The 23,089-nt window shown below is 43.0% G+C and carries 22 protein-coding genes and 1 pseudogene; 13 read left to right on the top strand and 10 right to left on the bottom strand.

Features of this window, described 5'->3' with window-relative positions:
* The first annotated feature begins 36 nt into the window (after nt 1-36).
* Entirely contained in the window at nt 37-780 is a 744-nt protein-coding gene (locus ADA55_RS17625; RefSeq protein ID WP_048686273.1) for an SDR family oxidoreductase, read from the top strand.
* Between the two features lie 79 nt (nt 781-859).
* Here the strand turns inward: ADA55_RS17625 and ADA55_RS17620 are convergent, their stop codons facing one another.
* Entirely contained in the window at nt 860-2,311 is a 1,452-nt protein-coding gene (locus ADA55_RS17620; protein WP_048686271.1) for a YfcC family protein, read from the bottom strand.
* A 385-nt stretch (nt 2,312-2,696) separates the two neighbouring features.
* On the opposite strand from ADA55_RS17620, the gene ADA55_RS17615 reads away from it, so the two are divergent.
* The 7 genes and pseudogenes from ADA55_RS17615 to eutC form a co-directional block, all read left to right on the top strand.
* The gene (locus ADA55_RS17615; RefSeq protein ID WP_048686269.1) at nt 2,697-4,073 is read left to right on the top strand and encodes a sensor histidine kinase; all 1,377 of its coding nucleotides are present in this window, start codon (nt 2,697-2,699) and stop codon (nt 4,071-4,073) included.
* A gap of 9 nt (nt 4,074-4,082) precedes the next feature.
* Nucleotides 4,083-4,667, top strand: a complete 585-nt coding sequence (locus ADA55_RS17610) for an ANTAR domain-containing response regulator (RefSeq protein WP_048686321.1) — start codon at nt 4,083-4,085, stop codon at nt 4,665-4,667.
* Nucleotides 4,668-4,811: 144 nt separating this feature from the next.
* Nucleotides 4,812-6,083: an ethanolamine utilization protein EutH gene (eutH, locus tag ADA55_RS17605; RefSeq protein WP_048686268.1), complete on the top strand. Its 1,272-nt coding sequence runs from the start codon at nt 4,812-4,814 to the stop codon at nt 6,081-6,083.
* Between the two features lie 18 nt (nt 6,084-6,101).
* Nucleotides 6,102-6,779, top strand: a complete 678-nt coding sequence (locus ADA55_RS30650) for an ethanolamine ammonia-lyase reactivating factor EutA (protein WP_226990498.1) — start codon at nt 6,102-6,104, stop codon at nt 6,777-6,779.
* Nucleotides 6,751-7,479, top strand: coding sequence for an ethanolamine ammonia-lyase reactivating factor EutA (locus ADA55_RS30645; RefSeq protein ID WP_250697431.1), 729 nt, complete (start codon nt 6,751-6,753; stop codon nt 7,477-7,479). Before ADA55_RS30650 ends, ADA55_RS30645 begins: the two co-directional genes overlap by 29 nt.
* A gap of 18 nt (nt 7,480-7,497) precedes the next feature.
* Complete coding sequence (locus tag ADA55_RS17595; protein WP_048686266.1) at nt 7,498-8,862, top strand: ethanolamine ammonia-lyase subunit EutB; 1,365 nt, start codon at nt 7,498-7,500, stop codon at nt 8,860-8,862.
* Between the two features lie 23 nt (nt 8,863-8,885).
* Nucleotides 8,886-9,620: pseudogene (gene eutC, locus ADA55_RS17590) on the top strand (ethanolamine ammonia-lyase subunit EutC); the annotation flags it as partial.
* 159 nt (nt 9,621-9,779) lie between these two features.
* Here eutC and ADA55_RS17585 read toward each other — a convergent pair.
* On the bottom strand, nt 9,780-10,505 hold the full coding sequence (locus tag ADA55_RS17585; RefSeq protein ID WP_048686264.1) for a DUF4261 domain-containing protein: 726 nt from the start codon (nt 10,503-10,505) through the stop codon (nt 9,780-9,782).
* A 260-nt stretch (nt 10,506-10,765) separates the two neighbouring features.
* On the opposite strand from ADA55_RS17585, the gene ADA55_RS17580 reads away from it, so the two are divergent.
* Nucleotides 10,766-11,482, top strand: a complete 717-nt coding sequence (locus ADA55_RS17580) for a YebC/PmpR family DNA-binding transcriptional regulator (protein WP_048686262.1) — start codon at nt 10,766-10,768, stop codon at nt 11,480-11,482.
* Between the two features lie 103 nt (nt 11,483-11,585).
* On the opposite strand, the gene ADA55_RS17575 is transcribed toward ADA55_RS17580, so the two are convergent.
* Nucleotides 11,586-12,992 (bottom strand): polysaccharide deacetylase family protein, encoded by a 1,407-nt coding sequence (locus ADA55_RS17575; RefSeq protein ID WP_048686260.1) that lies wholly within the window; start codon nt 12,990-12,992, stop codon nt 11,586-11,588.
* Nucleotides 12,993-13,177: 185 nt separating this feature from the next.
* Between ADA55_RS17575 and ADA55_RS17570 the strand changes: the two genes are divergently transcribed.
* Both ADA55_RS17570 and ADA55_RS17565 read left to right on the top strand, forming a co-directional pair.
* Nucleotides 13,178-13,693 (top strand): sigma-70 family RNA polymerase sigma factor, encoded by a 516-nt coding sequence (locus ADA55_RS17570; RefSeq protein WP_048686258.1) that lies wholly within the window; start codon nt 13,178-13,180, stop codon nt 13,691-13,693.
* On the top strand, nt 13,678-14,547 hold the full coding sequence (locus ADA55_RS17565) for a DUF3298 and DUF4163 domain-containing protein (RefSeq protein WP_048686256.1): 870 nt from the start codon (nt 13,678-13,680) through the stop codon (nt 14,545-14,547). Before ADA55_RS17570 ends, ADA55_RS17565 begins: the two co-directional genes overlap by 16 nt.
* Nucleotides 14,548-14,623: 76 nt before the next feature.
* Here ADA55_RS17565 and ADA55_RS17560 read toward each other — a convergent pair whose 3' ends face one another.
* Entirely contained in the window at nt 14,624-14,848 is a 225-nt protein-coding gene (locus ADA55_RS17560; protein ID WP_034310640.1) for a hypothetical protein, read from the bottom strand.
* 338 nt (nt 14,849-15,186) lie between these two features.
* On the opposite strand from ADA55_RS17560, the gene ADA55_RS17555 reads away from it, so the two are divergent.
* Nucleotides 15,187-16,680 carry a peptide MFS transporter gene (locus tag ADA55_RS17555; protein ID WP_048686254.1) on the top strand — a complete coding sequence of 498 codons (1,494 nt, stop codon included), beginning with the start codon at nt 15,187-15,189 and terminating at the stop codon, nt 16,678-16,680.
* A 278-nt stretch (nt 16,681-16,958) separates the two neighbouring features.
* On the opposite strand, the gene ADA55_RS17550 is transcribed toward ADA55_RS17555, so the two are convergent.
* The 6 genes from ADA55_RS17550 to ADA55_RS17520 all read right to left on the bottom strand — a co-directional run bounded on the left by ADA55_RS17550 (nt 16,959) and on the right by ADA55_RS17520 (nt 21,438).
* Complete coding sequence (locus ADA55_RS17550; protein WP_048686252.1) at nt 16,959-17,279, bottom strand: hypothetical protein; 321 nt, start codon at nt 17,277-17,279, stop codon at nt 16,959-16,961.
* 95 nt (nt 17,280-17,374) lie between these two features.
* Nucleotides 17,375-17,563, bottom strand: a complete 189-nt coding sequence (locus ADA55_RS17545) for a hypothetical protein (protein ID WP_072273676.1) — start codon at nt 17,561-17,563, stop codon at nt 17,375-17,377.
* 38 nt (nt 17,564-17,601) lie between these two features.
* Entirely contained in the window at nt 17,602-17,874 is a 273-nt protein-coding gene (locus ADA55_RS17540) for a YesK family protein (protein WP_048686247.1), read from the bottom strand.
* Nucleotides 17,875-18,788: 914 nt separating this feature from the next.
* Entirely contained in the window at nt 18,789-20,171 is a 1,383-nt protein-coding gene (gene bioA / locus ADA55_RS17530; RefSeq protein ID WP_048686243.1) for an adenosylmethionine--8-amino-7-oxononanoate transaminase, read from the bottom strand.
* On the bottom strand, nt 20,168-20,875 hold the full coding sequence (bioD, locus tag ADA55_RS17525) for a dethiobiotin synthase (RefSeq protein ID WP_048686241.1): 708 nt from the start codon (nt 20,873-20,875) through the stop codon (nt 20,168-20,170). Before bioD ends, bioA begins: the two co-directional genes overlap by 4 nt.
* A complete protein-coding gene (locus ADA55_RS17520; protein ID WP_048686239.1) occupies nt 20,854-21,438 on the bottom strand; it encodes a biotin transporter BioY in 585 nt (194 codons plus the stop codon). Before ADA55_RS17520 ends, bioD begins: the two co-directional genes overlap by 22 nt.
* Nucleotides 21,439-21,932: 494 nt before the next feature.
* Here ADA55_RS17520 and bioB point away from each other — a divergent pair, with 494 nt between their 5' ends.
* Nucleotides 21,933-22,898, top strand: a complete 966-nt coding sequence (bioB, locus tag ADA55_RS17515) for a biotin synthase BioB (protein ID WP_048686316.1) — start codon at nt 21,933-21,935, stop codon at nt 22,896-22,898.
* Nucleotides 22,899-23,089 lie beyond the last annotated feature (191 nt).

Raw genomic sequence — 23,089 nt, 5'->3', positions numbered from 1 at the left:
ATTAAATCCTATCATGAAAAGAAAGAAGGGAAATGAGTGGAAAATCGGTTGGATGGAAAAGTTGCCTTGGTTACAGGTTCATCAAGAGGTATTGGTCGTGCTATAGCGGAACAGCTTGCTGATTTGGGTGCAAAAGTGGTGATCAACTATTCAGGCAGTTCTCAAAAGGCATATGAAGCGGTTGAAGGTATAAAGAAGAACGGCGGGGATGCGGTAGCTATCCAAGCAGATATTAGCCAAGTTTCCCAAATTATAAATCTCTTCGAAGAAACGCTCCAAGCGTTCGGGAAAATCAATATTTTAGTGAACAATGCGGGACTGATGATAAATAAACCACTTTCCGAAGCAACGGAAGAAGACTTTGATAAACAGTTTGCAGTGAACGCCAAGGGGACATTCTTTGCTTGCCAACAAGCTTTGAAAAATATGGAGACGGAAGGCAGGATCGTCAATATTTCAACCTCCGTAATAGGCCAGATGTTTCCTTCGTATAGTATGTATGCCGGTACAAAAGGGGCAGTTGAACAGTTCACAAGACATTTGGCAAAAGAGTTCGGCCCAAAAGGGATTACGATCAATGCAATTGCTCCAGGACCGGTTAACACAGAGCTGTTTAATGTAGGGAAATCGGAGCAGCAAATCGAAGGGATGAAAAAAATGAATGCCTTCGGACGTTTAGGTGAAACGGATGATATTGCCAATGTAGTTTCGTTTTTAGTAAGTGAACAAGCGCAGTGGGTTACGGGTCAGACGATTAGGGTCAATGGCGGATTCATTTAATTTAATTGCTTGTAATTCAACTAAAGCAACGTAATAATCCAACGTTGCTTTAGTATTTTGTAATATCTTTAATTTGAATTTAACCATTCCAGTGAATTGTTTGAGCGATGATCAAGAAAGCGCCCGATAAGATGAACCAGATAAAAAACAAGGGCAGGTAAAAGCGAACCCATTTTTGCCAGGCGACTCCTGCTAAGGCAAGGGTGGCCATGAAATAGCCAGATGTTGGATATAATATATTACCGATCCCGTCTGCCAGCTGAAAAGCTAACACGGCTGTTTGTCTTGTAACACCGATGATGTCGGCCAATGTAGCCATGATGGGCATGGTAACTAAGGCCTGACCGCTGCCGGAGGGAATTAAAAGACTACATAACATTTGTACAATGAACATGCCAAGAGCGCTAAATACAGCGGGGAAGTCGCCGACAAGATTACCTAGACTATGAACGATCGTGTCCATCACTTGACCATCCTCCATAACAACAGCGACAGCTCTTGCAACACCCACAATCATGGCACCGACCAAAACTTCTCGAAATCCGTCATTAAATCCTTCGCAAATTTCCGATAAGTTTAACCCGGCAACTAAACCGACAACGATTCCCATGATAATGAAGAGACCTGCCATTTCCAACATAAACCAACCTTTTGCTAAAACGCCATATACGAGTAGGAACAAGAAACCGACCGTTAATATTAATGCAATTTTCTGTTTTTTATTCACCTTATATATTTCAGATCCAGGCTTATTTAAGTATAGCGTCCGTTTGGCTTGATCCTCATCAAATACAAAACTACACTTTGGATTATTTTTAACCTTTTTAGCATACCGCATAATGTAAGCCATCCCTGCAGTAACAAAAATGATAAAAGCGATAATCCTTAGCTCGATACCGGAATATAGGGGAAGACCTGCGATTTTTTGACCTAGCCCAGTGTTAATGGGGTTAAGAAAGCCTGTCATGAACCCAGCGGTAGTTGCGACTAAAGCTACAGATACGGCAACCATGGAATCAAATCCTAAGGCAATCATTAGGGGGAGGATGACAGGTACATACACTAAACTTAATTCCTGTGTTCCAATCAAACTGCAAATAATAGCAAATACTACTGTGAGGATAGGAATTAACATCATGCTTTTTGTAGAAAATCGCCTTGCTAATCTATCCACTCCTATTTCAATAAGTCCTGTTTTCCGTAGTACTGAAAATATTCCTCCGATGATGAATGTGAAAAAAACGATCTCCCCTGCAGCTACCAAGCCTTTTGGTATAGCTGTCATGAAGTCTACTGGAGTAATAGGTGTTTGTTCAACGAGTCGATAGGAATTTGGATCAATCGTCAATCGATCCTCAGGACCTGGAATTCGCTCATAAACACCAGCAGGAACGAAATAAGTTGCGAGTGCTGCAAGGAAGATAAATACGAATAATATGACATAAATATGAGGCATATTAACCTTCTTTTTTTTGAATTTAGTCACTTCATCGATACTGAGAATTTTTTTCGAATCATTTTCTAATGCCATTATTTTTCCCCCTTCATCTTTAGTTTATTAGCATGCTTGTGCAGATGTTATGTTAAGTGACATCTTATGTATCTATTTATTACATATTAATTTAATGATTATGGATTGTCATTGTTCATATTCACTAAAAATAATTTGATAAATTAGATAATATGAATAATTCGAAAATATTAGGAGATGGAAAATAATTTGTTGAACAGAAATACAAATTAGATAAAAGGGCTAATTTAGGGATGTTTTTTTATAGGGGAATACTATTTAAATATCGCTATCTAATGTTAGAATACATTACATTAGAATATTTTGAATATTGACAAAAATAGGGGCGATATCTATAATAATCAATAATAATATCCATGAATAAACGTTTATTGGGGTTTTGCCTATGGAACGGACAATGACCGTCCGGGATTTATGTGCGTTGCATACTCAGTTATTGGACAGTGATATTCAAATTCTTGAAAACCTATCAACGAATTTACCGTTGATAGCCGATTTGAATAAAGCGAATGTGTTTATTGATTGTCCGGTGCGTGAAGGGAAGCATGCCATTGTCGTTGCAGAGGCATGCGGACATTCCGTGAAATCGGTTTACGATCATCCGGTTGTCGGGAAATTTGCTTATGAGGCATTCGAACCGGCCGTATTTTATGTATTGCGCACAGGAAAGGACATGTTCGTGAATCGGGCATTGACTCAAGAGGGAGCGATGGTCCAGCAAAGTGTCGTTCCAATCAAGGGGGAATGCAATCGGGTCATCTCCGTTTTGATCATGGAAAAGGTGATTCATGAAGAACCTGTATCTTTCAATCAGTTTGATAGGCAAGATCAACAAAATTCCTTAGTTCCTGAATTTATCGAAGAGTCCATTTTCCTGATTAATAACCAAAACCGACTTGTTTATACGAATCCTGCTGCCATTAATTTAGTATCGGAAATATGTTTGACGGAATGTGTTTTAGGTGAATCGATTTTCGATTACTTTCCTGGCTTTGCGGATGTTCTTGCTTCAAAAGAGGACATTTTGATGAAGGAAATGAACATTGGTAAAAAGATTATCCAACTAAAGAAGTTCCATTTGGGCAACAAGAATTCCAATGAAACGTTCATCATCATCCGGGACCTGACTGAACTGCGGGATAAAGAGAGGGAGCTGATCAGCAAGTCAGTAGCGATTCGTGAAATTCATCATAGGGTGAAGAATAATTTGCAGACAGTGGCCAGTTTGCTTCGGCTGCAAATGAGGTTAGGAGCCCCTGAAGAAAGCAAGCCCCATTTATTGGTCAGTTTGAACCGGGTTTTAAGCATATCGTCGGTTTATGAAATCATTTTGGCAAGCAGTCAGGTCGATCATGTGGATCTGCTGGAGCTTATTAGAAAAATAGGCGATATGATCGTTCATACGGAGGGGCAAGCCCGACAATGCCTAAGAATTGAATATAGTGGTGAGCTTCATCATTCGATTGATTCCGACATTGGCATTTCGGTCGCGCTGGTGGTGAATGAGCTCATTCATAATTGTGTGAAACATGCTTTCAAGGAAGGGACGGAAGGGAACATAACCGTATGCTTGCAAAAGGATGGCCCTGAATTGGAACTTCAAGTAAGAGATGATGGCATCGGATATTCACCTGCAGTGAAACCTTCTTTGGGGCTGGATATCATCCGCATGACGGTGGAAAATGATTTGGATGGGGAGTTTTCGGTTCAGCGGATTAAAGAAGGTACCCTGGCTTCTGTAAGATTTCCATACAAGAGGTAGGTGGGAGAAGTGGTCAAGAGGATTTTGGTCGTGGAGGATGAATCGATTGTTCTGCTTGATATAACGATCATGCTCAAGGATGCAGGCTTCGATGTGGTTGGACATGCCCGTAATGGGGAGAAGGCGATTGAATTGGCACATGCACTGCAGCCGGATCTCGTTTTGATGGATATCAAAATGCCGAAAATGAATGGGCTTAAGGCTAGCGATGTGATATCCAATACCTTTCAGATTCCTGTCCTGCTTTTAACTGCATTCAGCCAGCGTGAATATATCGACGAGGCGAAGCGAGCGAACATCGTCGGATATCTTGTAAAGCCAATTACGGAGGCCAATCTGATTCCGGCAGTGGAGATAGCTTTGCTGCAAGCAGCCAATACAAAGAAGTATCAGGAACGAAATGCTCAATTGGATGAAACGCTCACAAATCGCAAAGTCATTGAAAAGGCAAAAGGAATCATCATGAAAAGGAAGAATGTTACCGAAGAAATCGCTTACAATAAGCTGAGAAGGCTTAGTATGGATAAGCAGCTTTCCATGGAGACGGTGGCACGTCGAATCATTGCAAATGATCAAAAACAAGTAAATAGATGAAGCAATGGCGCTTTGATGGACCAAATTGGTTGTAGGCAGGCATTTCTGCCGAAAAACCTAAGTTTGGGCTATAAGAGGCGTCTTTTTTTATACCTTTTTTTAAGTCGATAGGCCAAATCAAATCGGAATTCAGGGGGAATATGTATGGAGATGGTAGGTAAATTCGTTATTTATATCATTATGGTGTGTGCCGTTGTCGGTGCTATTGCATCGATTAAAGACAGTGAGCAGGGCTTGGGGAAACAGTTCATGGAAGGTTTGCATACCGTTGGCCATATATTTATCCCGGCAGCTGGAATCATGGCCTCGATCCCTTATTTATCTTGGTCCATCAATACAGTATGCGGCCCGGTTTTCGCTGCGATCGGTGCAGATCCAGCCCTCGCCGCAACAACGATTTTGGCGACGGATATGGGGGGTTACCAATTAGCGGCCGAGCTGAAGGAATCCTATGAAGGCTGGATCATGGCGATGATTGTCGGCTTTATGTCCGGGGCAACGATTGTATTCTCGATTCCAATGGGGCTTGCGATGCTGGAGAAGCGTGATCATAAATACATGGCACTTGGTGTCATGTCAGGAATCCTGACGATTCCGATTGGCGCTTTTATCTCAAGCGCGCTGGTGGTGGCGACGAATTCGAAAATCCGCGAAGTGATTTCCACGAATGCGGATTCTACATACGAATTCGCGTTGAGCTATTTGAAAATTGCCCTGAACCTTTCCCCGCTTCTTATTTTTGTGGTCTTGCTCGCGTTAGGTCTTTATTTCCTGCCGGATTTGATGATCAAAGGTTTCATGTGGTTTGGAAAAATATTGGATGCTGCGATTAAACTTGTACTCGTGTTTTCGATCGTGGAAATTTTCACAGGATTGTTTTCCAAAGTATTTGGTGCTTGGGGTTTCCATCCGATCATGGCCGATAAGGCAGACCAATTCCGTGCCCTGGAAACGGCGGGGTATATCGGGATAATGCTGGCAGGTGCATTTCCAATGATTTACCTGATTCAAAAATATGCAGGCAAGCCATTGGAAGCGATGGGCGGGAAAATCGGGTTGAGCAAAGCCGGGAGTGCAGGAATATTAACCACGGTAGCCAATATATTAGCAATGTTCAAGCTTGTTAAAGAAATGCCGCCGAAGGATAAGGTCATAAACATTTCCTTCGCTGTGTGTGCGGCCTTCCTATTGGGTGATCATTTATCATTCGCAGCCAACTTTCAGCCTTCCTTAATATTACCGATCATTGTCGGTAAGCTATCTGCCGGAGCGATTGGAATCGGTCTTGCTTACTGGCTGTCCGTTCCGAAAGCTTTGGAATTAGAAGAAAAGGATCGTGCAGCAGGAGTTATCGGCATAAATGAATATAAAACGAAAAACGAGGAAGAAAACAGCAATGAAATCCAAGTGGTGTAAAACTGGGGTGTGATTTTAATGAATGAACAGGTGGAACGAATCATCAGTGCAGGAATTGATATTGGCACCAGTACGACGAAGCTTGTTATCAGCGAGCTTTCGCTTAGGAATGTGGCGGGTGGCGGACAGGTGCCAAAAATCGAAATTACCGATAAGGAAATTCTGTATCGAAGTCCCATTTTCAGGACCCCGCTTGTATCCGAGACGGTAATTGACATACCTGCTGTTCAAAGAATGGTGGAAAGTGAATACCAAAAAGCAGGAATCACGATCGAAAGCATACAAACAGGGGCTGTCATCATCACTGGGGAAACGGCAACCAAACAAAATGCAGAAGAAATGGTGTACCGGTTATCTAAAGCGGCGGGGGAATTCCTTGTAGCGGCAGCCGGTCCGGATTTGGAGGGGATCATTGCCGCCAAGGGGTCCGGCGCCTATCAGCATTCCATCAAGACAAGAAAGACTGTAGCGAACATAGACATTGGCGGGGGGACCGCGAATATTGCCGTATACCGTTCAGGCATGCTTTGCGGAACCTGCACACTGCATATAGGAGGCCGTTTGGTGGAGTGGGAAGGAGCGAGGGTGAGGGTTGCTCCTTCAATAGGAAAATGGCTGAAATCAAAAGGGCACTCTCCTTTGAATGGTGAAGGTGCTTTCGAGGTTTTTGGCTGGCTCCTTCACAAAAGAAGATGAACTCCTATTAGTTGCGAAGGAGCCATCTTGGACAGGACGAATAGACGTGTTGATGTTCTCGGGCGGTGTCAGTGATTGCATCTATCATGAAGAACGGAAGGACGAAAGCTTCCGGGATATCGGCATGATGCTTGCCGCCTCTATCAAAGAAAGTGAAGAATTGGCTGCATGGGAGTGGGAACATCCCGTTGAAACGGTTCGGGCGACTGTACTTGGAGCAGGCGCACATACAACTGAAATCAGCGGAGCAACCATCGAAGTGAATGATTCTCATCTGCCAGTCCGTAATATTCCAGTCTATCGGGTCGATTTTCATGGCGTGCTTGATGATGTAACCGCGAAAATGGCACAAGCTGTTCAGCATGCGATCACAATATATGACGCTTTGCAGGAGGGGCTGAATTTTGCCTTTTATTTAACGAATTTACCTTATCAATCATTTCGGGACATTCACCGGCTCGCAGTCGCTTTTACCGAGGCACTGAAGCAAAAACCGAATCGGCAGCAGCCTCTGATCATTGTCATGGATAGTGATTACGGAAAGGCACTTGGTCAAACCATTCTAGCGAATCAACCAGATTTGCCGGTCATCTGCATTGATCAGACAGAAGTGGAACATGGTGATTATTTAGATATAGGAAGGCTGCTGCGGACAGGGGTCGTTCCGGTTGTAGTAAAAACGATAACCTTCCACAGTTAGGAAAAGGAGGATCATACGATGAAATTATCCACTCAATATTTTGGGGAAATCCATCAATTCAAATCGTTGAAAGAAGTCCTGGCCAAAGCGAATGAAGAGAAATCAGGAGATAGGCTTGCGGGAATTGCAGCACATTCCGTTCAAGAACGGATTGCTGCGAAAGCGGTGCTTAGCGAATTGACTTTGGCGGACATCAGGAACTATCCCCTGCTCTCCCCGGAAGAGGATGAGGTGTCGCGGATCATAGACGGTCTAATCAATGGAACCATCTATCAATCTGTGAAGAATTGGAGCGTTGCCGAACTGCGTGAATATATTTTGAGTGACGAAACGACAGGCGAGGACTTAAAGCGATTAAGCAGGGGCTTGAATAGTGAAATGATTGCAGCGGCAGCCAAGTTGATGTCGAACCTCGACCTTATCCATGCAGCCAATAAAATCGAAGTGCTCACCAAGAATAATAGCACGATCGGATACAAAGGAACGATTGCTTCGCGCCTTCAGCCTAACCACCCGACAGACAATGTCGATGGCATGCTGGCTTCTTTAAAAGAAGGCCTCTCCTATGGAATCGGGGATGCACTCATTGGAATCAACCCTGTCGATGATTCGGTCGAAAGCGTAAAGCGGCTGCTTCATGCAACACAGGATGTCATCCAGAAATGGAACATCCCGACCCAAAATTGTGTGCTTGCGCATGTGACCACGCAAATGAAGGCCGTTCAGCAGGGGGCGCCTGCTGATATGATCTTTCAAAGCATAGCCGGAACGGAAACGGCCAATCGCTCTTTTGGAATTAACGTACAATTGCTCGAAGAAGCCAATGAGATCGCAAAGGCCTATGGCACCGGCACAGGCCCGCAGCATCTTTATTTTGAAACGGGGCAAGGCTCCGAGTTATCGGCCGAAGCGCATTTCGGTATCGATCAGGTGACGCTTGAAGCCAGGAACTATGGATTTGCCCGTTATTTTGACCCGTACATTGTCAATACGGTCGTCGGATTCATCGGACCTGAATATCTATATAACAGCAAGCAGGTCATCCGGGCCGGGTTAGAAGATCATTTCATGGGGAAAATGCATGGACTGCCGATGGGGGTGGATATTTGCTATACGAATCATATGAAGGCGGATCAAAATGATATCGAGGACTTGGGTGTACTTTTAACGGCGGCTGGTGTGAATTTCATCATCGCAACTCCGATGGGGGATGACTGCATGTTAAACTATCAGTCTTTGAGTTATCACGATATAGCGACTTTGAGACAAACGATGGATAAGCGGCCTGCCCCATTATATGAAGCATGGCTGGAGAAGATGGGGATTATGGAGAACGGAAAATTAACGAAGCGTGCCGGTGATCCAACTATATTTAACCATTAGGAGTGGATGATATGGGAATGAATAATAAGGAAGATTTGGATGCCATGATAGCGAAAACCCCTGCGAGGATAGGGGTAGGCAGGTCAGGGACCCGGCCGAAAACGGATTCTTGGCTGAAATTCCGTTTTGACCATGCCGCGGCCGTCGATGCTGTATATGGTGAAGTCAGTGATTTTCTTTTGAAGCGCTTGGATTTATTCAAGGTGAAAACGAAGGCCGATGATAAGGAAGTCTATTTACGGCGTCCGGATTATGGCAGGAAGCTTTCGGATGAAGCAAAGAGGGTCATAGAAGCCAAATGCATAAAGGCCCCAACGGTCCAAATCATCATTTCCGATGGCTTAAGTGCCAAGGCGATCGAAGAAAATGTCGAGGACGTCTATTTATCTTTCAAACAATCTTTGGCAGTGGCAGGTCTGGATACGGGTACACCTTTTTATATTGAAAAGGGCCGGGTTGCCGTGATGGATGATATCGGTGAAATCCTTGGACCTGAGGTCATTGTCCTGTTGATCGGTGAACGCCCCGGTCTTGTCAGTGCTGAATCATTGAGCGCTTACATTTGCTATAAACCACGTTTGGGCACCATTGAAGCGGAGAGGATGGTCATTTCCAACATCCATAAAGGAGGGATCCCCCCTGTTGAAGCTGGAGCGCATCTAGGCACGGTCATTCAAAAGATCCTCAAATACCAAGCGAGCGGCATGTCCCTCGTGAAGAAGGAACATGCAGAAGAAAAACGTGAAAAACTCGGTTGAACCCCTAGTGTCTAAAAAAGGAAGTTCGGAGGGTCTCATTCCTGACGATCATTAAGACTAGGTCGTTGATTTCCGAAATCGACTGGAATACTTTTAAAATAAAAAAACTGCAGGCACTCGCTTTATTTGCCTGCAGTCAGGGGGGAGCGGATCGCTCCCCTATTTACTTGTCCCTAAATTCCATAACCCAAACGGGTTGTAGAAGGGATGGTCTTCTTCATATCTAAAGTCCTGAAGGCCCGTCAATATAAAGTCGGGTGCATCTTGCTGAATGCTAAAGGTTTCGCCATTCTTAAAGAGAGGCCGTTCACCTACATGGTAATAATTGAATGTGTTAAGCAGGGCAGCCGCCTCTTTCGGACTCATTGTGTTAAGTGTCACGGCATCCGGGAGACCAAAGGCTTTCATTCCGAAAGAACAATAATAGTCTTCCTCTCCGATGATCGTGACAAAATGGGCATATACCGAGAGAATATCCGGGCTATGATGTAGATGCTGCCAATCTTCCTTTGAATGGGCAATTCCAGCCGTTTCTATTTTCACTGCCATTCCGCCTGCCTTGAGGATCGCTGCCCCGGCATCGATCAAATCGATAACAGTTCCGGTATCGGATACATCGGCTATTATATAAACGGTAAAGGTATGGCCATTGATTTCCTCTAATGCATTCTCTGAAAAGGCGTCTTTACTGGCGTAAGAAAAGCTCTCTTTTAAAGTGGGTTCATAATCATGGATCTCCGCCTGAAACGTAATGTTCTTATCACTGTTATGAAAAACATTCCCGGCTAACAGATACCCTTCGCTTTGGGAAGCGACCGTTTGAATCAATTCTGTCCGGTCCTTCCATTTACCGGGTATCCCGATGATGATTTGGTTGTCCTTCATGGATCATCTCTCCTTTCCGATCACTTCATACTATACCACTACTGATGTTTTCCATAGCATTTCATGAAAAATGGCGCAAAGTACCGATAGATGCCAGTGAGGGATGTGCAGGACTTTTTCAAAATTATACAATTGATGTATAATATAATCTAGTAAACGTATAGCCTATCTTCAAAGGAATTCCCCTTGTGGGTTTTCTCATAGGGCCGTATCTTAATTATCTATTCGTATATATCAATGATGAAAGAGAGTGGAATATAATGGGTCGTAAGTGGAATAACATTAAAGAAAAAAAAGCGTCAAAAGATGCTAATACTAGTCGGATTTATGCTAAGTTCGGACGGGAAATATATGTAGTGGCAAAACAAGGCGAACCAGATCCAGAATCCAATCAGGCATTAAGGGTCGTACTTGAGCGTGCGAAAACGTACAATGTTCCAAGAGCGATCATTGACCGTGCGATTGAAAAAGCCAAAGGCGGTTCGGAAGAAAACTATGACGAACTTCGTTATGAAGGATTCGGTCCCAATGGTTCAATGGTCATCGTGGATGCATTGACAAACAACGTGAACCGGACGGCTTCCGATGTACGTGCCGCATTCGGGAAAAATGGCGGGAATATGGGTGTCAGCGGATCTGTTGCTTATATGTTCGATGCAACGGCTGTCATCGGGATTGAAGGTAAAACGGCTGATGATGTTCTTGAACTGTTAATGGAAGCGGATGTTGATGTACGTGACATCATTGAAGAAGAAGAAAGTGTCATCGTTTATGCCGAGCCTGAACAATTCCATGCTGTACAACAAGCATTCAAGGATGCAGGAATCAGCGATTTTACAGTGGCAGAGCTGACGATGCTTGCACAAAATGACTTAACCCTTCCGGAAGATGCACAAGCACAATTCGAAAAAATGATTGATGCATTGGAAGATCTGGAAGATGTTCAACAAGTTTATCATAATGTAGATCTTGGGTGAATGATGAAATGAGCAGGCCTTTGCTATATGATCAAAGGTCTGCTTATTTCATTTAAAAGGAAAGAGCCTGTTCCGAATCACGAAACAGGCTCTTTCCTTTTGATTATTCACTTATGGTGATTCCGGAAAGTTCACGGTCTTTCTTTACCTTTTCCAATTCGGAAATAGTGACAAGTTGATAACCTTGGTCATGCAGTTGTTTAATGATTTTTCCTGCAGCCTGGGCGCTAGTTTGATAGATATCATGCATTAATATGACTCTGCCATCTTTGGCTTTGCTCATCACTTTGTTTACGATTTTCTTTTCATTGCGTTCTTTCCAATCCTCTGGATCGACATCCCAAAGGGAGACTTTCATATCCTCCATGAATTCCCGAACATTATGGTTAATCGCTCCATATGGGGGACGGACGAGATTCGGCTCAGTACCTGTAGCTTTTTTTACAGCGTCTTGGGTCTTTTCGATTTGATCTTCGATTTTGTTCTTGCTTAAGCGCGTCAGCTGCGGATGATCCCATGAATGGTTGCCGATCTCATTTCCTTCCTGCAGCATTTTTTGCAGAACTTCCGGATAATGCTGTACGCGGCTTCCAAGTACGAAAAACGTCGCGTGACCATCAAATTTTTTCAGGTCTTCCAGAATGGACATGGTATGACTTGGATGCGGCCCGTCATCGAACGTCAAGGCAATGACCTTTTTAGAAGGGTCGATCCATTCATTTTGCACGGGCAGTTTGGCGACGATATGTTTCGGCTGCCATTCCTTTACACGATCCTCATTCAAATCTTGACTTTGATATGAATCTAGCAAACTATCTTTAAAAAGATCCTTCTTGATGGCTATTGTATGGGTCTTGGTTGAATCATCAGCCTTAACGTAGAAAATGAGCGTATTTTTAAAGACTGAAAAAGAATTGAAGTTGGCTGCCTTCAGTTTGTTTTCCTTTTTAATGAGACTGTTTGAAATGCCTTCTTCTTCCTTCTGCGTTAACTCTTCAAAAACAATATCGGATAAAACGGATAAATAATCAGTATCCGTGGCAAAGATGTCTTCTATAGAGAGCTTTTGCTGAGATGGAATATCATAAGTGAAGATCTGGGTTCCAGACTGCTTCTTTCCTTCCACTTGCTCATATTTATCGAAGGAAATCGTAATGGTCTGTTGGCTGAAATGGAGGATCGTATAGGTGAGGTTAAGCTCGGAAGCTTTTCCGTCGGATGCTTTCCATTTCTTTTCATAATCCTTAATTTCTTTCTTTATGTAGGCTTCTAGCTGCTTGTCGATATTTTCTAAATGCAGAACAGGCCTGCTTGCTGAATACCCGCCTTTCGTATTATCTTTCACATACGTTTGAATATCGGCTTCTGGGTAATTTTTATCAGTTGTATAGGCCGAAACGGTTCTCTTCTTATCAAAAGCAAGGCTTTTAATGGCTAACCCCAGCGTTCCTACAGCAGCTGTTAGACATAATAGAAAAATAAAGACTTTTTTATAATTTAATTTCCTCATGATGCACTCCACCTCGATAATCATTCTACTATATAGACGCGCCAAAAGCCTTAAAAGTTTGTAAAAAATTTCATTTTTTTATATTTATATTTTTCCTTGCTCATTTTCAAACTTTTATGGCTGCACCAACGTCTATTCTTTGTACCTAGGATACGTAATTTAAATGTAAGGAGCTCTAACATGTAATGAAAAACCCAGATATGAATCAATTAATCGCGGCCCGGATAACCGAAAGGCAAGAGAATTTGTACAGACTTGCTTTTTACTATGTCAAAAACCAAGAGGATGCCCTGGATATCGTGCAGGAATCAATCAGGAAAGCGCTAGCCTCCAGCAGCAAAATCAAAGACGCCGCTTCTATAGATAGTTGGTTATATAAGATCATCGTCCGAACGGCACTGGATGTTTTGCGGAAGAATAAGAAACTGACCGTCGCCGATGATGAAACAATAGAATACTTGCGCCGCGGTGAGGAGGATCACTATCCTGACCTGGATTTGCAAAAGGCCCTGGAAGGACTTTCAGTCAAGTACAAAACGGTAGTCGTCCTCCGTTTCTTTGAGGACCTGAAGCTGGACGAGATAGCGGAAGTGCTGGAAGAAAACGTAAGCACGATTAAAACGAGATTATATAAGGCGCTGCAACTATTGCGGATCAACATGACTGAACGGGAGGAAACGAAAAGATGGAAAAAAAATTAAAAGATCTGCGGGAAGAATATCTTAAAATACCGATACCAAAGGAATTGAATGATGTCGTTCAAGCAGCCTTGAATGAAAAGCCAAGGAAGAAGCCGAGGGTTGGCAGGAATATCCTCGTGTCAGCGGCTGCAGCGCTCCTGATTCTGACAGCTTCCGTAAACATCAGTCCGGCAGCGGCGAAAGCCATGAGTGATATACCGATAGTCGAGAAGGTCATCAAAGTGATTACCTTCGTCGAATGGAAAGAAGAAGCGAATAATTCTTCGGCAGTAATCAAAACGCCTGTAATATCCGGTCTCGAGAATAAACAGCTCGAAGATAGCTTGAATGATAAATACTTATCGGAAAGCAAGCAGCTTTATAAGGAATTCACGGATTCCATGTCAAAACTGAAGGAAGGGGAAAAGGGCAATATCTCGGTGGAAAGCGGATATGTGATATTGACGGATAATGAAACGATATTATCCGTACAGCGTTATACGGATACGATTCAGGCGTCCAGTTCTACAGAAAGTCAATTCGATACAGTCGACAAGAAAAACGAAGTGCTGTTAACGCTAAATAGCTTATTTAAAAATGATCGCTATCTTCAGGTGATCAGCGAGAACATCAAGGAACAGATGAAGCGGCAGATGGCTGAAGACCCGGAAAAGATATATTGGGTGGAAGATGATGATTTTACTGCTTTTAAAGGCATCGATGAAAACCAAAACTTTTATATAAATGAAGATGGCAAGCTAGTCATCGCCTTTAACAGCTATGAAGCTGCGCCGGGGTACATGGGGGCCGTCGAGTTCATCATCCCGACAAAGGTGCTGTCAGACCTTCTTGTTGGCGATCAATATATCCATTAAAACGGCCCTATTGTAATTCTTATGACGGGCGGAAGGTTTTTAAAACGGCACAAAAAAGACGAACCACGTTACTTACTTACAGTAACCTTGGTTCGTCTCTTTTTTGTTCGAATTTCATCTGGTCCAGTTCCAGCCTCATTTTTTCCGTCTCCATAAGGAAGTTTTCATGTTTAAGTTTTTCAAGCTCCAGTTCAACTTGCAGCATCTTGTGTTTGGTTTTTGACTGTTTTTCGAAATGGCTTGTCAGTATGGCGATTATAGGGATGGAAAAAATCATCACCACGGTTATGATCCCGAACATTATGGTGCCTCCTCTTTTTTTATATCTATTATACGGTGAATAGAACGGTTGTGGTGGGGTTATTTCAAAATTTTCCATTTACTATACTCATTAATAAGTGCATGGCAACCAAAGTGATATTAAACGTAATACCATGGGGAAAGTTAGGGCAATATATCATTGATGACCGCTTTCTATTAGATTATATGGACTGTTTTTTAGTGCGAAATCCGGACTTTTGCTTGCATGGTGGAAAGTCACTTCTATTTATATTGAAATTAATTATTTAAATATACTAAATATTTGTTTACAATAGTGAAAATTAAAGTTATTATACAATAATAAAAGGAGGGCTAGGTATGGCAACGATAAATAAACAGAAAATTGTGGATAGTGTACCTCAAAAAGGTTTTTTTGGAAACCCTAAAGGATTATTCACCCTTTTCTTTACTGAGTTCTGGGAGCGTTTCTCCTATTATGGCATGAAGGCCATTCTTGTTTACTATATGTATTACGAAGTTTCTAAAGGGGGACTAGGCCTTGATGAAACGACGGCCCTTGCCCTTGTATCCATCTATGGATCTTTAGTATATATGTCAGGTATTATTGGCGGATGGCTCGCCGATAGGATTTTCGGGACTTCAAAAGCCGTATTTTACGGTGGTATCTTGATCATGCTCGGGCATATTGTCCTTGCTGTACCAGGCAGTCTTTCCATGTTCTTTGTTTCCATGGTACTCATTGTTCTGGGTACTGGTTTATTAAAACCGAATGTTTCCAGCATTGTTGGGGAAATTTACGCAGAAAATGATGAACGCCGGGATTCCGGTTTCAGTATATTCTATATGGGTATCAACATGGGTGCATTCCTTTCGCCGTTTGTTGTCGGTACAGTCGGAATGGACTACAGCTTCCATCTTGGATTTGGACTTGCAGCAATTGGTATGTTGATTGGACTCATCGTCTTTGTTACAACAAAGAAAAAGAACCTGGGCTTGGCTGGAACTCTTCCTGCTAATCCATTATCACAGAATGAAAAGAAAAAAGTATTCACTAAATTGGGGATAGCCGCACTTATCATAGCTGCCATCATCGGCATCACTGCTTCTGCAGGCATCTTAACAATTGAAACTTTTATTAATCTTGTAGGTATTCTAGGAATCGTAATTCCGACCCTTTATTTCATTTTCATGTATCGCAGCCCGAAAACGACTTCTGTTGAACGTTCACGCTTGATTGCCTATATTCCTTTGTTTATAGCAGCTGTCATGTTCTGGGCGATTCAAGAGCAAGGTGCTACAATATTGGCAAGCTATGCAGACAAACGGACACAGTTGAACTTTGCAGGATTGGAAATAAACCCGGCATGGTTCCAATCTTTGAACCCTTTGTTCATCATTACCCTTGCACCAGTATTCGCATGGTTATGGATTAAATTAGGAAAGCGTCAGCCGACCATTCCTCAAAAATTCTCAATAGGTCTACTGTTCGCCGGTTTATCATTCCTGGTGATCCTGCTTCCTGTTTATTTCGGTGGATCAGACGCATTAGTCAATCCGCTATGGCTAGTACTTAGCTATTTCCTTGTAGTGCTTGGAGAACTTTGTTTATCTCCTGTCGGACTTTCAGCAACTACAAAATTGGCTCCAGCCGCATTCTCGGCACAAACGATGAGTCTATGGTTCCTGGCAAGTGCAGCAGCACAAGCACTGAACGCACAAATCGTCAGATTCTACACACCTCAAACCGAAATGGCCTATTTTGGAGTGATCGGTGTTGCTTCTATAGTCCTTGGACTGGCTCTGATGGCCTTATCACCAAAGATTCAAGGTTACATGAAAGGCATTCGCTAACCCATTAAAAAAGATGACCTCCGAAATAACGGGGTCATCTTTTTTTCGTTTTTCGTGCCCTCGAAAATTCTCGAATGGGTGCTATATCGATTTTTATTTGAGGTCGTGATTCAAACCTTTAACTTTTTTTTAATAGGATCCACAGTGAACACTAAGACAAAAAATAAAATAATCTTGGGAATGGGCTCGATATCGAAGATAAAAAAATACAATATCCTAAAATGAAATATATCGAAAATAGAATACCTAAGTACAATTTATTTTTCATTTGAACCCTCCTAATATCTTGCTATGGAACGAGCTGAGTATCCATTCCAATTCCGCTTAACGCAATGGTCTTGCTTAGCTTTTTTTCCAGCTGCAGCGGCATTATTCCATTTAGAAGTTGAAATACCTAGTCCTATTGCGAAAACACCCATACCTGTACCTATATACTTATTAAACCAACCAACAGCAAGAGTTAATCCATTAACTTTGTTAGAAAATGAAGACATTTGAGCAGCTGCTTGAACATTTGGTACAATCATACTGAAAAATAAAGAAATACCCAAAAGAATAATTAATGCAGGGTTTACGAACATCTTATACCTTTTTATCATTACCTCCTCACTATATATCTAGTGATTCCGTAATAAACTAATTTTCAACTTGATAGATTCCAAAAGAGAGAAGTGGAATTTCAGAAATGATACGGTTACCATAAAGAACTAAGCGAATATGAAAAAAAAGAGCATCCTTTATAGGATTGCTCTTTTTTCCGGTTGTAAGAACCTTTTCCTCTTTTGTTTTTAACAATACGGGTGGAGGGGTCAAACGCCCAGCGCATTCGGCTATTTGCCATTTCACCAATGGTTTTCTTATTGGTTTTATTTGTTTTAGTCATTGAATATATTCCTGCTTTCATAGTATTTGAACTGAATTTTAGCTTTGTACACCTTTGTTTTTGCTCGCAATAATTGAAGCCGCAATTGCAAAGGGAAGTAAAAAGAAAGCCAATATTCCATATCCAGCTCCTTCAAACCCTCTGATGTTCACAAAACCGATGTAAAACAAAATAATTGAAGTTATAAAGGTTAATATGCCTGGTAAAAGCCTAACAAATAAAGATAAATGTAATTTCCTAAACCACCACGCTAAAAGTATTACTAGCATTCCAGGGACGCAAGCAACCAGGAGGGGGACTCCCAACATCATTTTGTAACCTCCTCAAATTCATTAAGTGAATAATACCATAATAAGTAAATTTCCTCTTGTATATTAGAATGAAAAGACTGCCGACAGTGGCCATTTTCTTGGATGCGTGCGTGAAGAAAACAAAAGTCGAACGTAAAGGTGAGGTAAATTAAAATTTTAATATTGTTGGATAGGGGTTCTATCTAAATTCTAAAACCAAGTTGATTGGAACAGGTGTACGAGACCCCTGCGGGAAAAGCGCGCCTAAGGGAAACCACGCAGGCGCAAGGCGCCGAGGAGGCTTCCCGACCGCCCGCGGAAAGCGAGTGCATGGAGTGGAAATCAACGCTCATTGTACAAGCCCTAATGACTGTAGAACAAAAGGGGTTTACCTAAAATTACAAAACAAAGTTGATTGGAGTGAAAGGTACGAGACCCCTGTGGGAAAAGCGCGCCTAAGGGAGACCCCGCAGGCGCATACCGCCGAGGAGGCTTTCCGACCGCCCGCGGAAAGTGAGTACATGGAGTGGAAATCAACGTTCTTTGTACAAGTTCCAATATACTGTAGACAAAAAGGGTTTACCTAAAATTTCAAAACAAAGTTGATTGGAACGAAAGGGACGAGACTCCTGCGGGAAAAGCGCGTCAAGGGGAGACCCCGCAGGCGCAAGGCGCCGAGGAGGCTCCCCGACCGCCCGCGGAAAGCGAGTGCCTGAAGCGGAAATCAACATCCAAATCGTACAAGCGATTAGAAAAGCTGGGGCAAAATGGGGGTCCACCTCTGTCCTTTATTTCACTTAATTTCTTTCTAGGATTCAACATCTGCCTCTTCATGAATAGCCAAAGATGTGTGATATCTTCGGTATAATTCATATGTTAATGAAGCTAAGAAAGGAAAGGACCGGATGAGCGCTACTCTTCCGGTTCTTTGTGTATCAGTTTGCTGCTGGGATCAATCCTTTATGAATGGAGACTTCCTGAATGGCATGGTAGACGGTTTCGACCATGAAATCGAGTTCCTTTTCTGACATGGAAAGGATCGGCATCATCGTGATGACTGGACCAAGTTCCCGGATGATCAGGCCATTTTCCCGTGTTGTATGGATGATTCCGGAAACGACATTCTCTTGGAGGGTGAACGTTTCTTTTGTTTGGCGGTCTTTAACGATTTCCACTCCAATCATGAAGCCGCGCTGGCGGATATCGCCGACTATCGGAAGTTCGTATAGCGCTTGCAGTCTTTGTGATAGGTATTTTGATTTTTTCTGGATGTCTTTAATGAGATTGCGGCTTTCCATTAGCTCAATATTCTTCAGGGCCAGGGCACAGGCAAGCTGATTTCCTGTATAGGTGTGACCATGATAGAAGGTTTTATGTTCTTCCCGTTCTCCCAAGAAGGATTGAAAGATCTGCTCGTTCATGATGGTGGCGGCGAGTGGCATATATCCCCCAGTGATCCCTTTACCCATACACATGATATCGGGTACGACGTCTTCCTGTTCGCAGGCAAACATCGTACCGGTGCGACCGAACCCTACAGCCACCTCATCACAAATTAAGAGGATATTGTACTTTTTGCATAATTGCCCGACCTCTTTCAAAAAGCCAAGGGGATGGGTAATGATACCTGCTGCTCCCTGCACGAGCGGCTCAATGATCAATCCTGCAATTTCCTCGGATTGTTTCTGCAGTAACTTCTCCAGTTCCTTCAAGCAATGGTTTTTCACTGCTTCTGGATCTCCATATTCAGTCATGTGATAGGCATATGGTGAAGGGGCTGAAATCCGTTGAAATAAGAGGGGCTTAAAGATTCTATGGAATAGATCCATTCCGCCCACACTCACGGCACCGACAGTATCACCGTGGTATGCTTCGTCAAGGGAGACGAATTTGTTTTTATTCCGATGCTTGACGGGATCGATATTCTGCCAATATTGATAAGCGACTTTAAGGGCGATTTCCACAGCGGCTGATCCCGTGTCGGAGTAAAAGACTTTCGATAAAGGACCAGGAGTGATCTCTGCCAGTTTTTTCGCCAGTAAGATCGATGGTACATTCGCAGATCCGAGCAGCGTCGAGTGCGCGACTTTATTCACTTGCTCAATTAGGGCGCCGTTTAATTCCGGCTCGTTATGCCCGTGAACATTCACCCATAATGAAGCATAGCCATCGAGGTAGCGTTTGCCATCCACATCAATCAGGTAGCTGCCTTCGCCGCGTTCGATGATAAGCGGTTTACTTTCCCGATACGTTTTCATTTGTGTGAACGGATGCCATACATATTCCTTATCCCATTGTTCTAAATCCTGACTGTTCATGCTTCGAACACCTCTTTCAGTTGTTGGGTATATACTTGATCACCAAGCAAATCAAGGATGCAGATCCTCAAGTCTTTTCTAACATCGGCCAGTGTCGGGATGCAGGCGAGGCCATTCAGCCCAGTCAGCTTTTCAATGGTTTCGATATTGTCTTGGTGAATCCGATCTTCTGCCCGGTAATGATTATACAAAATGGTTTTCACGTTTATATCATGGACTTGGGCATAAGAATGGGTCGTCACGACATCATGAATCGCCCCTAAACCGCTTGTGGATACGAAGAGGACAGGCATCCCGCAATCCCTTATGAAATCGGCCGTCATATAGAAACCTTCCGTTCGTTCAATAAGCGGCACAGCCAATCCTCCAGCGCCCTCGACTAATACGATGTCATACATTTCCTCAAGTTCATGAACCCTTTCCACGACTTTCTTCTCATCGATGAGACTGCCGGTTAATTTAATCGCCAAATGTGGGGAGGTTTCGGGTTCCAGTGTGTAAAACCCAGCTTCCTTTACACCGAGTTCCTTCTCAAACCAAGATATATCCGGGTATGTATGATTTTCCTCATTGATTCCAGTTTGAAATGGTTTGAATATCGTGACGCTTTTTCCCAATGTTTGAAGTGACAGATAGAGTGCACTCGTGACGACGGTCTTTCCAATATCCGTGCCAGTTCCGGTTATAAAGTAGGCTTGGCCCATGGATGATTCAGCTCCTTTACGTTTATATATCTTGCAATGCGCGGGCGTACTTGCTGAATGATGACAGCACATAGAATGCATAGCATTAAATCACCGGGTACAGGTAACAAGAAGCCGTAAAGAATCGTTTGGTTGATGGAAAGCGGCGTTTCCACAATCCACTTCATCGCACCATACAGCCAGATGCAGCCGAAAAGGTAAACGGTCAGCAAAGTGGCGGCATTAGCAAAGAATATGGAACGAATCGTGGCGAGGGAAAACCGGTTGATCAGCCATCCATTTACATAGGCTCCCAGTATATATCCGAGCAAATAGCCGAAAGTGGGTTTGAATATATAGCCGAATCCCCCGCCTTCAGCAAACACGGGCACCCCGATAAGTCCGATCAAGACGTAGCATAACTGACTGAGCATTCCAAGCCGGGGCCCCAACAATGCGCCTGCCAAATAGACTGCCAGAATTTGCAGCGTGAATGGTATGTAAGGGATAGGTATCTTAATAAAGGCGCCAATGGCAGTTAACGCGGTAAAAAGGGCCACATAAGAAATCGTCCTTGCTTTCAAGTTTTTAACCCCCTTTTTTGAAAGTGCTGGCAGAATGCCCACTATTAGTTTGCCTGATTCCTATTTTATATGTCAACTAATTTGTTATTTGGTTAACATATAAAATGCCAGTTTTCTTAGGATTTATAGGACAACTAGGAAAATATTGAAAAAAGGCCATTGAATAATATTTTGTTTGTATGTTATTATTCTAACGATATGTTAACTTAATATATTTTAGGTTAACAAATATTATCACTCCATTGATACTGCTAAATGTTAATTGCCCATTGAGGCTGATGGTGCACATGCAACCGATTGGTTGGAGGGAAAAGTGGTTTAGGTAAACTCGCGGCTGGAGCAGCAGGTTGCAGGAAGCGGGTCTATTACTGGATATCTTCCGTTTTATGTGCGGAGAACCGGAACAGGATATGTTCCTTTTCAAGGAATGGCGATTCGGCACACAATAAAAGAAAAGAGGGATAGGTTTGGAAACATTGGTAAGGGATTGGAAGATGTTAGCGGAGAACGTTATCAAAGGATATAAAGTGACGGAGGAAGAGGCATTATCCATCGTCCAAGCCCCAGACGAAGAGGTTTTGGAAATTCTGAATGCAGCCTATCTCATACGTAAACATCATTATGGGAAAAAGGTAAAATTGAATATGATCATCAATACGAAATCAGGATTATGTCCCGAGGATTGCGGCTACTGCTCGCAGTCGATCGTGTCGGAAGCCCCAATCGATAAATATGCTTGGCTGACTAAAGAAAAGATTGTCGAGGGAGCGCAAGAATCCATTCGCCGGAAAGCGGGTACTTATTGCATCGTTGCTTCTGGCCGTCGTCCGACCAACAGGGAAATCGATCATGTCATTGATGCAGTAAAAGAAATCCGCGAAACAACGGATCTTAAAATCTGCTGCTGTTTAGGTTTCCTGAATGAGGAACATGCCGGTAAACTAGCGGAAGCAGGCGTTCATCGCTATAACCACAACTTGAATACATCACAGGAAAACTACAGTAAAATTACATCGACACATACATATGAAGACCGGGTAGATACAGTGGAAGCTGTGAAAGAAGCCGGAATGTCCCCATGCTCTGGAGCCATTTTCGGAATGGGCGAATCTGAGGCGGAAGCGGTGGAAATCGCTCTATCCTTACGCAGCCTTGATGCAGATTCCATTCCTTGTAATTTTCTCAATGCAATTGACGGAACGCCGCTTGAGGGAACTTCCGAGCTGACCCCCACTAAATGCCTGAAATTGATTTCGATGATGAGATTCGTTAATCCAAGTAAGGAAATCCGCCTGGCCGGCGGCCGGGAGGTCAATCTCCGTTCCATGCAGCCCATGGCACTTTATGCAGCCAATTCCATCTTCGTTGGCGACTATTTAACGACAGCTGGTCAAGAACCCACAGCGGACTGGGGAATCATCGAAGACCTGGGATTTGAAATTGAAGAATGTGCCCTTTAATTGATAAAGAAGATTATTGAGAGAAACTAAAAAAACACCCTTAGGGTGTTTTTTTTCAGTTTGTCGACTAAAGGGGTGGTTTGGTCCCACCCCGAACCATAATCTTAAACATAACTAGTTTATCCTTCAGAGTTTTTTACAGTAATCCTTAAAGGATGGAAGAAATTTGCGGGACTCCTGCCGAATAACTG

This window comes from Bacillus sp. 220_BSPC (assembly GCF_001054655.1).
In the GTDB taxonomy this organism is placed as follows: domain Bacteria; phylum Bacillota; class Bacilli; order Bacillales; family DSM-1321; genus Peribacillus; species Peribacillus frigoritolerans.
Note: the sequence above shows the minus strand (reverse complement) of the source record. Positions and strands in the feature narration are given on the sequence as shown.

What these genes read in the sequence shown, in the direction of transcription:
- ADA55_RS17560 (WP_034310640.1), bottom strand. Translation starts at nt 14,848, where the DNA reads ATGTTCGGGATCATAACCGTGGTGATGATTTTTTCCATCCCTATAATC.
- bioB (WP_048686316.1), top strand. Translation starts at nt 21,933, where the DNA reads ATGTTAGCGGAGAACGTTATCAAAGGATATAAAGTGACGGAGGAAGAG.
- ADA55_RS17545 (WP_072273676.1), bottom strand. Translation starts at nt 17,563, where the DNA reads ATGACTAAAACAAATAAAACCAATAAGAAAACCATTGGTGAAATGGCA.
- ADA55_RS17550 (WP_048686252.1), bottom strand. Translation starts at nt 17,279, where the DNA reads ATGATAAAAAGGTATAAGATGTTCGTAAACCCTGCATTAATTATTCTT.
- ADA55_RS17555 (WP_048686254.1), top strand. Translation starts at nt 15,187, where the DNA reads ATGGCAACGATAAATAAACAGAAAATTGTGGATAGTGTACCTCAAAAA.
- ADA55_RS17540 (WP_048686247.1), bottom strand. Translation starts at nt 17,874, where the DNA reads ATGATGTTGGGAGTCCCCCTCCTGGTTGCTTGCGTCCCTGGAATGCTA.
- eutH (WP_048686268.1), top strand. Translation starts at nt 4,812, where the DNA reads ATGGAGATGGTAGGTAAATTCGTTATTTATATCATTATGGTGTGTGCC.
- ADA55_RS17595 (WP_048686266.1), top strand. Translation starts at nt 7,498, where the DNA reads ATGAAATTATCCACTCAATATTTTGGGGAAATCCATCAATTCAAATCG.
- ADA55_RS30650 (WP_226990498.1), top strand. Translation starts at nt 6,102, where the DNA reads ATGAATGAACAGGTGGAACGAATCATCAGTGCAGGAATTGATATTGGC.
- ADA55_RS17620 (WP_048686271.1), bottom strand. Translation starts at nt 2,311, where the DNA reads ATGGCATTAGAAAATGATTCGAAAAAAATTCTCAGTATCGATGAAGTG.
- ADA55_RS17575 (WP_048686260.1), bottom strand. Translation starts at nt 12,992, where the DNA reads ATGAGGAAATTAAATTATAAAAAAGTCTTTATTTTTCTATTATGTCTA.
- ADA55_RS17565 (WP_048686256.1), top strand. Translation starts at nt 13,678, where the DNA reads ATGGAAAAAAAATTAAAAGATCTGCGGGAAGAATATCTTAAAATACCG.
- ADA55_RS17570 (WP_048686258.1), top strand. Translation starts at nt 13,178, where the DNA reads ATGAAAAACCCAGATATGAATCAATTAATCGCGGCCCGGATAACCGAA.
- bioD (WP_048686241.1), bottom strand. Translation starts at nt 20,875, where the DNA reads ATGGGCCAAGCCTACTTTATAACCGGAACTGGCACGGATATTGGAAAG.
- ADA55_RS17615 (WP_048686269.1), top strand. Translation starts at nt 2,697, where the DNA reads ATGGAACGGACAATGACCGTCCGGGATTTATGTGCGTTGCATACTCAG.
- ADA55_RS17585 (WP_048686264.1), bottom strand. Translation starts at nt 10,505, where the DNA reads ATGAAGGACAACCAAATCATCATCGGGATACCCGGTAAATGGAAGGAC.
- bioA (WP_048686243.1), bottom strand. Translation starts at nt 20,171, where the DNA reads ATGAACAGTCAGGATTTAGAACAATGGGATAAGGAATATGTATGGCAT.
- ADA55_RS17580 (WP_048686262.1), top strand. Translation starts at nt 10,766, where the DNA reads ATGGGTCGTAAGTGGAATAACATTAAAGAAAAAAAAGCGTCAAAAGAT.